The sequence below is a fragment of the Providencia sp. PROV116 genome (assembly GCF_028482485.1).
Lineage (GTDB): Bacteria > Pseudomonadota > Gammaproteobacteria > Enterobacterales > Enterobacteriaceae > Providencia > Providencia rettgeri.
Genome location: NZ_JAMPQO010000017.1, coordinates 16,669 through 30,863 on the forward strand (window position 1 = coordinate 16,669; position 14,195 = coordinate 30,863).

General features: G+C 44.1%; 11 protein-coding genes. All 11 read left to right on the forward strand.

The annotated features are described in order from the left end of the window. The 11 genes from PSE72_RS12310 to PSE72_RS12360 all read left to right on the forward strand — a co-directional run bounded on the left by PSE72_RS12310 (position 1) and on the right by PSE72_RS12360 (position 14,175). Positions 1 to 2,205: a peptidase domain-containing ABC transporter gene (locus PSE72_RS12310; RefSeq protein WP_115168052.1), complete on the forward strand. Its 2,205-nt coding sequence runs from the start codon at positions 1 to 3 to the stop codon at positions 2,203 to 2,205. Then, positions 2,202 to 3,383, forward strand: coding sequence for an efflux RND transporter periplasmic adaptor subunit (locus PSE72_RS12315; protein ID WP_232800920.1), 1,182 nt, complete (start codon positions 2,202 to 2,204; stop codon positions 3,381 to 3,383). The genes PSE72_RS12310 and PSE72_RS12315 overlap by 4 nt, the downstream gene beginning before the upstream one ends. Then, positions 3,383 to 5,356, forward strand: coding sequence for an ABC transporter permease (locus tag PSE72_RS12320; protein WP_004907673.1), 1,974 nt, complete (start codon positions 3,383 to 3,385; stop codon positions 5,354 to 5,356). Before PSE72_RS12315 ends, PSE72_RS12320 begins: the two co-directional genes overlap by 1 nt. A 2-nt stretch (positions 5,357 to 5,358) precedes the next feature. Beyond that, positions 5,359 to 6,771, forward strand: a complete 1,413-nt coding sequence (locus tag PSE72_RS12325; protein ID WP_115168326.1) for an efflux transporter outer membrane subunit — start codon at positions 5,359 to 5,361, stop codon at positions 6,769 to 6,771. After that, positions 6,768 to 8,021, forward strand: coding sequence for a beta-ketoacyl-[acyl-carrier-protein] synthase family protein (locus PSE72_RS12330; protein ID WP_109912777.1), 1,254 nt, complete (start codon positions 6,768 to 6,770; stop codon positions 8,019 to 8,021). Before PSE72_RS12325 ends, PSE72_RS12330 begins: the two co-directional genes overlap by 4 nt. Beyond that, the gene (locus PSE72_RS12335) at positions 8,018 to 8,827 is read left to right on the forward strand and encodes a MaoC family dehydratase (RefSeq protein WP_217007824.1); all 810 of its coding nucleotides are present in this window, start codon (positions 8,018 to 8,020) and stop codon (positions 8,825 to 8,827) included. Before PSE72_RS12330 ends, PSE72_RS12335 begins: the two co-directional genes overlap by 4 nt. Positions 8,828 to 8,846: 19 nt before the next feature. Further along, positions 8,847 to 9,098 (forward strand): acyl carrier protein, encoded by a 252-nt coding sequence (locus PSE72_RS12340; protein WP_004907686.1) that lies wholly within the window; start codon positions 8,847 to 8,849, stop codon positions 9,096 to 9,098. A 1-nt stretch (position 9,099) separates the two neighbouring features. Further along, the gene (locus PSE72_RS12345; RefSeq protein WP_115168050.1) at positions 9,100 to 9,840 is read left to right on the forward strand and encodes an SDR family NAD(P)-dependent oxidoreductase; all 741 of its coding nucleotides are present in this window, start codon (positions 9,100 to 9,102) and stop codon (positions 9,838 to 9,840) included. A 408-nt stretch (positions 9,841 to 10,248) separates the two neighbouring features. Continuing rightward, the gene (locus PSE72_RS12350; protein ID WP_115168049.1) at positions 10,249 to 12,693 is read left to right on the forward strand and encodes a DMSO/selenate family reductase complex A subunit; all 2,445 of its coding nucleotides are present in this window, start codon (positions 10,249 to 10,251) and stop codon (positions 12,691 to 12,693) included. Between the two features lie 11 nt (positions 12,694 to 12,704). Continuing rightward, positions 12,705 to 13,322: a DMSO/selenate family reductase complex B subunit gene (locus PSE72_RS12355; RefSeq protein WP_004907698.1), complete on the forward strand. Its 618-nt coding sequence runs from the start codon at positions 12,705 to 12,707 to the stop codon at positions 13,320 to 13,322. A gap of 1 nt (position 13,323) precedes the next feature. Beyond that, complete coding sequence (locus PSE72_RS12360) at positions 13,324 to 14,175, forward strand: DmsC/YnfH family molybdoenzyme membrane anchor subunit (RefSeq protein WP_115168048.1); 852 nt, start codon at positions 13,324 to 13,326, stop codon at positions 14,173 to 14,175. The last annotated feature ends 20 nt before the right edge of the window (positions 14,176 to 14,195 follow it).

Here is a 14,195-nt window from a genome sequence, read left to right on the forward strand (position 1 = left end):
ATGAAAAATATTATTCCAAATTTTGTTTCTCAAGAAGAAACCAATGAATGTGGCTTAGCATGTATTGCGATGTTAGCACAAACTCAAGGTCTCAATGTTTCTCTTGAAACGCTGCGAGAGGTGTATCCAGCATCGGATCATGGAACTTCTTTGATTGACCTTTCGTCCATTTTAGCTAATTACGGTGTTGCGACGACACCAGTGCTATTTGAGCACCAAGAGCTCAATAGCTTACCACTTCCCGCTATTTTACATTACGGAGCAAGCCATTTTGTACTGCTTGCTTATCGCAAAGGAAATAACGTGTGCGTGATGAACCCTGCAATTGGGCAGCAGTGGTTACCTTTCTCTGCATTAAAAGCGGAAATCAGCGGTTACGCATTAATTTTAGAACCAGATACTGCGCTGGAAAAAATTGAGTCACTCGCACCAGAAGACAGAAATGATGGGACTACAGGGAAAAAAGCCCCTCATGCAATGAGCCTGAAAGAAACCTCAGAAATTCGTGGTGTTTATTGGTTGATGATATTCGCTTTTTTGGTTTCTTTAACGCTATTTTTAATGCCAGCAATGGTTAGCAATGCGATCAACCAAGCTTTTTCCGACGCTAAAAATGCCATTTTCCCTTACGGCTGGTTCATTGTTGCCTTTGTGGTTGCAACACTGTTAGCACTCGGCGTGAGAATACTAAGCGAGCGTTTCGTAAAACACTTTGTGTTGATTAAAAGCGGGGTGGGTTTTTCCCGTTTATTGAGTAATCCATTGCGCTTTTTTGAAAAACGCGCCCCCGGGGATGTGTTTAGCCGTTTTGTTGCTTGGCAGGGGGCATTAACCGAAAAAATCGAGCTGGATAACGGGCTACGAACGGATTGGGTTATTTGTGCGATAGCATTAGGTACCATGTTTTGGATTGCGCCCGTATTAGCAGTTATTTCAGCTGCGGGTGTTACCGTGATGGGCTTAATTAGTGTATGGGCGATAATTCGTGATCGGTGGTATACCCAACAGTTACAGTTAAAATCAGCAGAATTAAATGACTTTTTTATGGAGACGCTGCAGGGCATTCTGACTATAAAAACAGCAGGGATAGAAAATCAGCGTAAGGCGCAATTTGCATGGTTAAGCCGTGAATTGTTTACCTGTATGCAACGCAGAAATGTGTATCAACAAATTAAAGATGGCATCTATCAATTAACCGGTAGTTTGGAGATGGTCATTTTTATGTTAGTGGTTTTACCCATGGTGGCCAATGAGTTAATTTCTTTGGGGGATTTCTTTGCTTATAGTTTCTTGCGTCAAATTTTCACCAATTATGTGACGCGTATTTTTTATGCGATTATCCATAAGTCGCAACTGCATATTATTGATACACGTGCCCATTCTTTATTCCCTAAGAAAAGTGAGCAGGACACCGCGCCATTCCACGAAAAACAAGCCGCAGTGCTAGGAAAAGCCCCTCACTTATCTTTCAATGGGATTCATTTCAGTTATGACCCTGCGAAACCGATTTTAAATAATGTGTCATTAGACTTACCTTCAGGCACGCAGGTTGCCATTGTTGGGGAGTCAGGAGCAGGAAAAAGCACATTATTACGGACAATCGCGGGTTTATTCAGTCCACAGCAAGGAGTATGCGAGTCCAACGGTGAGGCCGTTAGTGTGCAGCAGCTTACGCAATTGGTTTGCTTGCAAAGCCAAGAAGATATTTTATTTAATGCGACCGTCTTAGATAACATCACGCTATTTGACCCTAACTTCCGCGAAAAAGATAAAAAAAGAGTCGAAGTGTTGCTTGATAAACTGGCTCTCAGTGCAGTGATTAATCAATTACCTGGTGGGGTTAATGCGTTAATAAGAGAAAGCCATGCGGCGCTGTCACTTGGGCAACGTCAACGTTTGTTATTGGCTCGTTCTTTATACAGTGCCCGTCCTATTTTGTTATTGGATGAGCCCACCGCCAATTTGGATGAAGAAACGGCGAAAATAGTCATGGCGACCATTCAGTCACATTGTCAGAAAACAGGTAAGACATTGATTGTTGTCACTCACAGTGAAGAGCTGGCGGCTAATTTCGATGCACTTTACCGAATAGTTGATGGGAAATTAAGTCTTGAGAACAGCCCTAATAAAGCCTCTTGTGTGACAGTAAGCACGCCTCAACCTGAACCTTCTTTGTTAGCGGCAATGGAAGGAACTCCCTCATGACCTCTCGCCACGTAGCACCAAAATTGGGTTTAACGACTCAACGATTACGCATTTTAGGTGGGTTGGTAGCACTACTTGTGCTGATCGTGGTGATCGGCCGTTTTGTTTGGCAATCACCCGCACCAGCGTTGCATGAAAACGCAATTTTATCGGTGGAACGTGGCGATATTGAAAAAGTTGTCATGGTCACGGGGACATTAAAGCCCTCAATGCAAGTTAACGTAGGGGCTCAGGTTAACGGGCAAATCAAAAAACTGTATGTAAAACAAGGCGACAAAGTAGTTAAAGGGGAATTGTTGGCAGAAATCGACCCAACTATCCAGCAGTCTGAGCTCAAAAATGCAACCGCTCGGTTATCCAGTGCTCAGGCGCAAAAACGGGCTGCAGAAGCGACATTAATACAGTATATCAAAGCCTATCGGCGCCAAGTGGTGATGCAGAGAGATGGCTCTGGTATTCGCAGTGAATATGAACAAGCACAAGCCCAATATGAGGCGCAATTACAGCAGGTTAATGTCAATGAGGCGTTAATCACGCAATCAGAAATGGACGTGCAAACTGCACAAGCTAACCTCAATTTTACACGGATCATCGCGCCGATTAGTGGCGAAGTACTAGGTATTGTGGCGAACGAAGGGCAAACCATCGTTTCTTCACAGACAGCACCGACCATTTTAGTGCTGGCGAACCTAGATAAAATGCAGGTTCAGACACGAATTTCGGAAGCGGATATTCAAAAAATTCGCCCAGGCCAACCCCTCACATTCTATGTGATTGCGGACCCTGAAACGCACTACGAAAGTACCATGGGGTATGTTCAACCCATTCCTCCCGAAGCGCTTGATGAAAATAACAATAATTCTGGGGGGCAACAGAACAGTGCAATTTATTACAACGGAACATTTGAGGTTGATAACGCCGATCGTGCATTAAAGACATCAATGACAGCGCAAGTATTTATTCGTGTTGCACAAGCGAAAGATGCGTTACGACTCCCCGTTAGTGCACTGGGGCGAGCGGTAGGTGCAAACCAATATGAAGTGACCGTGATCAACAATGAAAAACCGGAAATTCGCACTATCAAAGTGGGGATTAATGATCGCCATTTCGTCGAAGTACTTGAGGGGATTAGCGAGGGTGAACACGTTGTTATTCAATCAGATAATGTGGCGAGTTAATGATGGCGACGACACGAAATGTATCTTTTACCCGCCCTCTGATTGAACTTCATCATGTTTACCGTGAGTTTTCAGCAGGTACGCAAACTATTCCTGTTTTGAATGATATTTCGCTATCAATTAACCAAGGGGAAATGGTCGCTATCATTGGCGCATCAGGTTCAGGTAAATCGACTCTGATGAATATCATTGGTTGTTTAGATAAGCCTTCTCAAGGAGAAGTGTTTATCAATGGGATTGCGGTTCATGAGGTGAACAGTGACCAACTGGCGGAATTACGTAGCCAATATCTTGGATTTATTTTTCAACGTTATCACCTGATGCCCTACCTGACTGCAGAGGAAAATATTGCTATCCCTGCTTTGTATACGGCAATGCCAGAAGATGAGCGGAGCGCACGAGTTGCTTTATTAGCAGAAAAGTTAGGGTTACAAACACGCTTGGATCACAAACCTTATCAGCTATCTGGTGGGCAACAGCAGCGTGTTAGTGTTTGTCGCGCCTTGGTCAATGGTGCACAAATAATTCTTGCAGATGAACCTACAGGGGCATTAGATAGCGCCAGTGGCCATGCATTGATGGATATTTTACATCAGCTTCATCTCGATGGGCACACTGTTGTGATTGTGACCCACGACCAAAATATCGCTCAGCAAACTCAGCGAATTATTGAAATTAGTGATGGAAAAATTGTTTCTGATAAGCAGAACCAAGCACAGACAGACACAAAACAACGGCACCAGCTTCCTGCTGTTGAAGATAATGGCCGTGCATCGGTGTGGCGCAATATTATTGAGTCCATTCGTATGGCATGGCGGGCCTTACTCGGTCATCGTATGCGTGCATTTTTGTCGATGTTGGGAATTATCATTGGTATTTCTTCTGTGGTGTCATCAATGGCCGTGGGGGAAGGTGCAAGACGCTCCATCATGGATGAAATCGGGAAGCTTGGTAGCACGACACTGGAAATTCGCCCCGGTACTGGGTGGGGGGCAAAGCGGCCTGATATGGAGCGTGCGTTATCGTTAAATGATGTTAAAAGCCTAAAGCAACTGCCATGGATTGAGTCTGTTTCTCCCGTCGCGAGTAGCATGACGATGGTCGTTAATAAAGGCTTGGATAACTCCATCATGCTTAATGGTGTTTCAGAAGAGTATTTTGCGGCACAAGGGTTTCAGCTTTTACATGGCAGTTTATTCAGTACGCTCGATATGGCTGACAGCGAGCCCGTTATTGTATTGGATGAAGGAAGCCGAGAAGTACTTTTTCAGCCAGAAGAAGAACCGTTAGGGCAAATTGTGCAGATTGGCCATTCGCCATGGCGAATTATTGGTATTGCCCGTAAACCGGGGCCCAAAATGTCGAGCGGCTTTGTTATGGGGTGGGTGCCTTACTCATCGTTACAGCAACGTGTGGTCGGGGACAAACCTATTGAGTTTATTTCACTGCGCTTCCCTGAAAGCTTAACCTCTCAGCAAGCTGAATTACAGGTTGAGCGTTTGTTACTACGCGAACATGGTAAAAAGGACTTTTTTATTCAGTCGGATGACCAGCTCGCCAATGCATTACAAAAAACATCCGATTCTATGTCATTACTGATCACTTCGATTGCCGCTATTTCCTTATTGGTTGGCGGCGTTGGGGTGATGAATATCATGTTGGTTTCTGTAACGGAACGAACTCATGAAATCGGGATCCGCCTTTCTGTTGGTGCTCGTCCTCAAGATATTATGAACCAATTTCTGATAGAAGCTGTGATGATTTGCTCGCTTGGCGGCTTAATTGGTATTGTTGGTTCATGGTTAACGGGGTGGATTTTCTCTTATTTCACCACTGAATTTACGATGGTGTTTACTCTGTTCCCTGTTTTATTAGCGTGTGGTTTCTCTGCTTTAATTGGTTTGGTTTTTGGTTATTTTCCTGCTCGTCGGGCTGCCAAACTCAACCCAACGGAGGCATTGGCACGCGAATGAATATCAAATCACTTTATATTATTTCTGCTTTATTTTTGCTTAATGGCTGCGGCAGTTTTACGCGTACCGAATACCAACGCCCTGAACTCACATTGCCTCAGAAGTGGGATGATAAAATACGCCAATCTGGTGCGAATGACGTGATTACGTCAGTGCAGGGGGGAAATGTTGCTGGAAATTGGTGGGATAAGTTTAAAGATCCTCAGCTATCCCAACTGATCAATCAGGTATTAGAAAATAATAATGATTTAGCCACCGCGGCAATTAAATTAAAGCTTGCGCGAAGTACTGCCGGGCTAGCAAATACCAATATAACCCCGGATTTCTCCCTTGGCGGCTCAGCAAGTAATACGAAATCTATTCGCCATGGCACTTCCCCTCAAGAAAGCTATAGCTCAAACCTAACATTAAATTATGAAATCGATTTATGGGGAAAACTGGCACGTATTCGTGAAAAGAATGAGTGGGAAGCAATAGCAACCGAACAGGATTACCATGCAACAGCATTAGTGGTTATTAATACGACAGCACAATTATATTGGAATATTGCACTGTTAAATCAACAGGTTGATAACCTGATAGCGAGCCAAAAGATTGCAGAAAAAAGTCAGCAGCAAATTAAGTCATGGTATTTGGCAGGAAAAGTTAGCCAGCTGGATTTCTTACAATCACAGCAAACGGTGATTAGTCGAAAAAATGAATTGCGACGACTCATTAAAGAGCGTGATAGTTCCCGTAATGCATTAGCACTATTGTTAAACCGCCCTGCAGAGCAACATGTGCGTGAGCTTAGCGCACTTAATCGAAATCAACGGATTGAAATTCTTAACGCGACACCGTTGGCCGTATTAGCACAGCGGCCGGATATTCAAGCCGCCGAGTCACGTTTACGTTCCGCGCTTGCTGATTCTGACGCTGCTAAATTGAGCTTCTACCCGACACTGTCTTTGCAAGGTGCGCTTAATGCGGGTAGCCAGCTGTTTTCTCAATGGTTTAGTGACCCGACACGGGTTGTTGGGGGTTCGATTTCTTTGCCATTTATTCAGTGGAACACAGTGAAATTGACCATTGAACAATCCGACTTACAAGTGCAACAAGCTGCGGTGGCATTTCGTAGTGCAGCTTATACCGCCTTGTCAGAAGTCGATAATGCCATGGAAGCCCGTTTTGCTGCAGATGAAATTCGTCAGCAATTGCAACAGTCATTATCACTTAGCCAGCAGCGACTAAAACTAACCAACAGCCGTTACAGAGCCGGTGCTGTGGATTATCAAACACTGCTTAATGCGCAAGATGACCTTTTAACTATTGAGAACTCATTAGCGCAAAATCAATACGATTATCTTTATGCAACGCTACAACTTTGGCTAGCACAAGGTGGCGGTAGCGCTCGACAGGAGGACAACCCATTATGAACCAAAAATCTCACTTTAAACGCGTTGTTGTCACAGGCTATGGGGCTGTCACTCCTCTGGGTGATACGGCTTCGGCATGTTGGCAAGCAATTATGGATAAAAAGCTCGGTTATCGTTACGTTGATAAAACCGCGCAAAATATCCACAGTCATTTTTTAGGGCTTATTGATAATGAACCTAGCTTAAAAGGGGTTCCCGCGGCTATTCGTCGTCGTTTACCACGCCATACGCGTTTAGCCTTGGGGGCAGCGCGGGAAGCCATGGATATGGCCTTCGCAGGCACGCCATTAACTGATTTTTATGACCCACTGATGTGCGGTGTCATTATGGGAACGGGATGGGCAGGGCTTGATGAAAGTTATATGTCAGTAAGTGAATTTGAAGCGACAGGGATGACCTCGCCTTTCAACTGTTTTTATGCAATGCCAAATGTGACAACGGCGGCTTGCAGCCAGTTTTGGAATTTGCGTGGATATCAAAATACCACCATCGCGGCTTGTGCGACAGGCACTATTGCGATTGGTGATGCTTTTGAAGCGATTCGTCATGGACGAGCCGATATGATGCTCGCAGGTGCAGGGGAGTCCTTGCGGACAGATTGTGCTGTATGGAATATCGATGTTCTTGGTGCTTTAACACGTGAAGCGGAAGACCCGACTCGTGCCAGTTGCCCATTTAGCGCAGATCGCAGTGGTTTTGTCCTTTCTGAAGGTGCGGCCGTGTTGTGCTTAGAAGAGCGTGAGAGCGCTATTTCTCGTGGCGCCACCATTTTGGGCGAGATTACGGGGTATGCGAATTTTTCTGATGCCTTTGATTTTACATCACCAGCAGAAGATTGTGTTGCCCGAGTGAAAACCATTGAAATGGCTTTACAACAAGCGGGAGCTGCTCCTGAATCTCTCGATTATATCAATGCCCATGGAACCTCAACGGCTCTTAATGACTTAAATGAAACAGAATCATTGAAAAAGGCATTAGGTGCGGCAGCTTACCAAGTCCCAATATCCAGTACGAAATCCTATACGGGACATTTAATTGCCGCTGCTGGCAGCTTTGAAACCATTATTTGCTTGCAAGCGATGGCGCATGGTGTGATGCCTGCAACTGCGAATTTGCACCACTCGGACCCGCAATGTGACCTCGATTATATCCCTAATGAACACCGCATTGGTGAAGTTAAGCGTGCATTAAACCTGAGTTTTGGTTTTGGTGGGGCAAATGCGGCACTGATTTTAGAGAAAGCGTCATGAGGACTTTACGCTATACCCTTGAGGATGCAAAACAGTGGGCCTCATTTTCTGGTGATGATAACCCGATTCATTTCGACCTTGAATGGGTCAAAGCAAAGGGTGGAGAACAACTGAGTGTGCATGGCATGCGTGCATTACTCGATGTGAAACAATTCGCGAGTGAATCATTAAATCATCCATTATTGGCTTCAAAAGAGGTTACCGCCCCTGAGTTTATCAAATGTGTTGTGCGACTGCGTAATCCCCTGTGGAACGATAAAGATTATCAATTAGTTGCACGAAATAAAGCAGGGTCTGTAGCTTTACTCTCTTCTGATACACAACAAAATTGCTTAACTTGCCAATTGTCGAACAGTCCTCCACCGGTATTACATGAAATCGCCAATGAGATAACGATTTCGGCCGCAGAGATGGTGAAATTGCAGTCAATATTTTCTCAGTTTTCCAACGAAATGTATGAATGGCAGTTTATTGATGCAGTTTTGTTCTGGTACTTAATTCATGATAGTTCGTTATTTGAACAACAAGAGATCGCACAATGGCTGCCGGTCGGCTCAACATTGAAAGATATTTTTTGCCGTTATCCTATCGTACAAACCCACCAAGAGGTGGTGTTTGACCGTGAACTTCTGACTAAATGGGTTCCTATCACCTCTCCTGAGCCTATTTACCTACGTATTTTGCCGGCCTTAGTGATCGCGGATAGTGAGAGTGGTCGATTAGTGAGTATTAGTATCGCCGCCCGCTACAGAGAAAAAATAATAAATAATTCAATAACATTGAAAGTTAATTCAATAACTCAATAAGAATGCAAGGATAAAACAAATGAGCCAATATCAAGAAATTTATACCAAAATTAGTGACATGATCTGTGACGCAAAAGATTTAGAAGCAGAAGAGCTGAATGCGGAGATGACTTTAGTCCAGTTAGAGTTCGATAGCTTAGATTATGTTGAACTTATGGTGCTGGTTAAACGTGATTTTAATGTTGCTTTAGATGCGGAATTTTTCCTAGAACATCCAGAAATTTCGGTGAAAGCGCTGTGTGAACATATTGATAAGGAGTCGAAATCTTAAAATGGCAAATAATCAATGGATACTCGTGACGGGAGGAAGCCGGGGAATTGGGCTCGCACTAGTTAGTGAATTGCGACGCCACTGGAATGTGGTTTTTACTGGGCGTAGCGTTGATGGCGTTAATGAAACACAAGCGAATCTTGAAAACCCCAATTTAGATACATGGGTGAAAGGATCCCCGTGTGATGGTAAGAATGAAACACAAGTTGACGCGCTTTCTAGCTCGTTATTGGAACAATTTGGAGCGCCTACGGCGATTATTCATAATGCGGGTATCACTAGGGATGCCTTACATATTCATCAAGATGCTGAAATCTGGCGAGATGTGCTAGAGAATAACGTCATTTCCGTGATGAATTGGCACCGTAAATTATTACCTGCCATGTTGATGGCGGGGAGTGGCTCAATCGTATTGATGTCATCAATTACAGGGTTAAAAGGCAATATTGGTCAAACAGCTTATGCGGCGAGCAAATCGGCGATGATGGGGTTGACGCGTTCATTGGCTCATGAGGTTGGGCGTTTTGGATTACGTGTGAATTGTATTGCTCCGGGGCTTATTGATAGTGATATGACCCGTGCAATGCCTGAAGCTAAATTAAAAGCTATGTGCCAAAACATCCCTTTACGTCGCTTAGGGCAACCTCAAGAAGTGGCAGAGCTAGTTGAATTTTTGATTGGTAATAATAGCCAGTACCTAACCGGGCAAACATTGGTCTTAGATGGTGGGTTAACGGCATAATCGACAGTTTAAGTGCTGTTAAAAGAAAAAAGTCACTAGATAAGGTTAGTTTCTATGTTTCCCCTTAAACGCTTTAGTCAATTTTCGTTTAAGGGGATTTTTTATGGATAGAGACTCGGAAATAAATGAAAAACAGTAAACTCAAGTTAAAGAAGAATGGAATTATATTTATTTCAATTTAATTCATAATTAAACATTAAAAATAATTATTTTAATTTTAGTCTGGCTTGAATGACTCGATATAACGTATCAAAACCACACAATTTGTATTGGATTGTTGATCGTGCACAATACCCCACGGTGCCTCGGTTATAGAATGGTAATTGGAAGTTGATAAATAAATTAAAGATAAAAATAAATTTCAGAAAACCATTTTAAAACGCTGAAGCAATGTAAAGTGAGGCAGATATGAGTAAAGCATTATCTGAGGGAGTACTCCAATCGGAGATCAGCCGCAGGAAGCTAATGCAAACCAGTACCGTCGGGGGGCTCGCACTTGCAAGTGGAGCGCTAAGTTTACCTTTTAATAGTGTTGCTAATACCAGTGAAACCGCATCCAAAACAGCCATACCTGAAGAGAAAATAGTTTGGAGCGCATGTACTGTTAACTGTGGGAGTCGCTGCCCACTGCGTATGCATGTGGTTGATGGTGAAATCAAATATGTCGAAACCGATAATACCGGAGATGATGTTTACGGCAATAAGCATCAAGTTAAAGCCTGTTTACGTGGTCGCTCAATGCGCCGTCGTGTCTATAACCCTGACCGCTTGAAATACCCAATGTTGCGCGTTGGGGCGCGTGGTGAAGGTAAATTCAAACAAATCAGTTGGGATGAAGCCTACGATTTAATCAGCGATAACCTAAAACGGATCATTGCCGATTATGGCAATGAAGCGGTGTATTTGAACTATGGAACAGGCACATTAGGTGGCACAGTCGCACGTTCATGGCCGCCAGCGAATTCACCCATCGCCCGTTTGATGAACTGTATGGGCGGCTATTTAAACCATTACGGAACCTACAGTACGGCACAAATCAGCTGTGCAATGCCGTATACCTATGGTAGTGGGGCGGGTAATAGCGTTTCCGATATCGAAAACTCAAAGCTGGTGGTTCTCTTCGGTAACAACCCTGCAGAAACCCGTATGAGCGGTGGTGGGATTACTTATCAATTAGAACAAGCTCGTGAGCGTTCTAATGCAAGAATGATAGTGATCGACCCGCGTTATACTGATACAGCAGCAGGGCGTGAAGATGAGTGGATCCCAATCCGCCCAGGAACAGACGCCGCATTAGTGGCAGGGATCGCCCATGTGTTGATCACTGAAGATATGGTTGATCAACCCTTCTTAGACCAATATTGTGTAGGTTATGATGAGAAAACCCTGCCAGCAGACGCCCCAAAAAACAGTCACTACAAGGCGTATATTTTAGGCCAAGGGGATGATGGCGTAGAAAAAACACCACAATGGGCTGCGCAAATCACAGGTATTCCGGCTGATAAAATCATTAAACTCGCGCGTGAAATCGGTTCTGCAAAACCTGCGTATATTAGCCAAGGTTGGGGGCCGCAACGTCATTCGAATGGTGAACAAACCGCACGTGCGATTGCGATGTTACCGATTTTAACCGGTAATGTTGGCATCAATGGTGGTAATACAGGGGCTCGTGAAGGGAATTATGATATTCCATTTGAGCGGATGCCAACGTTAGAAAACCCAGTTAAAGCAAGCATTTCTGTATTTTTATGGACTGATGCAATAGAGCGTGGCCCAGAAATGACCGCAACTCATGATGGCGTACGCGGTAAAGATAAACTGGATGTTCCGATTAAGTTTATTTGGAACTACGCCAGCAACAGTTTAATAAACCAACACTCTGATATTAATAAAACGCATGACATTCTTCAGGATGATAAAAAATGCGAAATGATAGTAGTGATTGATAACCATATGACCGCCTCAGCGAAATATGCGGATTTAGTCCTACCAGATTGCACGGCCTCTGAACAAATGGATTTTTGCTTGGATGGCGCTGCCAGTAATATGGGGTATGTCATTTTCGCTAGCCAAGCCATCGAACCGCGTTTTGAGAGTAAAACCGTGTATGAAATGTGTACACAAATTGCGCGTCGCATGGGCGTTGAAGAGAAATTTACCGAAGGGCGAACTCAAGAAGAGTGGCTACGCCATTTGTATGAAATCTCACGACAAAAGTTACCTGAGCTACCTGATTTTGAGACATTCCAGCAGCAAGGAATTTATAAAAAAATGGACCCGCAAGGGCATTTTGTGGCGCACAAAGCTTTCCGTGAAGACCCTATTGGTAATCCATTAAATACCCCGTCAGGAAAGATTGAGATCTATTCATCACGCTTAGCGGATATTGCGAAAACATGGACGCTAGCGGAAGGTGATTTGATATCAGCACTCCCAATGTATTCCCCAGGCTTTGAAAGCCATGATGATAAGCTCACCGAAAAATATCCACTGCAATTGAGTGGTTTCCACTATAAATCACGAGTTCACTCCACCTACGGTAACGTTGATGTGATCAAGGCGGCTTGTTTACAAGAGATGTGGATCAACCCTATTGATGCAAAACGTCGCAATATTAAAGATGGCGACATGGTACGAATTTACAACGATAGAGGGGAGGTACAGATCACTGCCAAAGTGACTCCACGCATCATCCCAGGCGTTGTCGCAATGGGGGAAGGGGCTTGGTACGCACCTGATGAAAACAAGGTAGACCATGGTGGTAGCCTAAACGTCCTGACGACTCAACGCCCGTCACCGTTAGCGAAAGGTAATCCGCAACACAGTAATTTGGTTGAAGTGGCAAGGGTATAGGGGGATAAATCATGACAACACAATATGGTTTTTATATTGATTCCGCACGGTGTACGGGATGCAAAACATGTGAGTTAGCGTGTAAGGACTACAAAAATTTATCTCCTGCGGTGAATTTTAGGCGCATTTATGAATATGCAGGGGGAGATTGGCAAGAAGATAACGGTGTGTGGCATCAAAACGTATTTAGTTATTATTTGTCGATTTCATGCAACCACTGCGAAGACCCTGCTTGTGTCAAAGTGTGCCCTAGTGGCGCGATGCACAAACGTGAAGATGGCTTTGTCGTTGTAGATGAAAGCGTGTGTATTGGCTGCCGCTATTGTCATATGGCCTGCCCATATGGTGCACCGCAATTTGATAGCGAAAAAGGACATATGACCAAGTGCGATGGTTGCTATGAACGTGTTGCAGTTGGTAAAAAACCGATTTGTGCCGAGTCTTGCCCATTGCGTGCATTAGACTTTGGCCCCATTGATGAATTACGTGAAAAACATGGCAATTTGGCCGAGATTGCGCCACTACCTGAAGCGCACTATACCAAGCCCAATCTTGTCATTAAACCAAATGCCAATAGTCGCCCTGTCAATGATACGACAGGCCATTTAGCCAATCCTCGGGAGGTATAACATGGGCAATGGATTACATGAATGGCCGCTAATTTTATTTACGGTATTAGGCCAAAGTATTGCAGGTGGTGTGATTGTAACGGGGCTTGCATGGTTATCGACAGACGATAAACCCCAAAAACAGCGTATTGTGAATGCGATGTTGGCATTATGGGTATTGATGGGCTTAGGTTTTCTCGCTTCTATGATGCATATGGGCTCACCGATGCGTGCATTTAACTCGATGAACCGTGTATTTGCCTCGTCACTGAGTAACGAAGTGTTATTCGTCTCTATTTTCTTTGCTTTGGGTGGCTTATGGTGGTTGTTATCCGCAATCAAAAAGATGCCAACAGGACTCGATAAGGTGTGGCTAATCATCACCATGTTGATGGGATTGCTATTTGTTTGGGCAATGACACGAGTTTATATGATAAGCACAGTACCGACATGGAACACGCCGCATACCACTATCGGCTTCTTTATGACTCTGTTTGTTGTGGGGCCAATTTTAGGTACTTTGCTATTACGAGTTGCTAAATTTCCATTTAATAGTGGCAAATTAGCGGCAATTAGTGTCGTTGCTTATATCGTGACTATTGCATCAGTACTACTGCAAAGTGGTGAGATTGCGCTTATCACCACCTCAGTACAAAAAGCCGTGGATTTAGTCCCTGATTTTGGTGTTTTACAAGTGATACGCATCGTGGTGACAAGTCTTGGGTTGTTGTTATGGATTTTGCCTGTTGTGCGACAAAATCAGCCTTCGGTTTTGAGCTTACTTCTTGGTACCGTGCTGGTACTGGTTGGTGAATTTATCGGTCGTGGGCTATTCTATGGTTTACATATGACAGTCGGCATGGCTGTAGCTTAATTAGTAAACTTTCAGCGCAG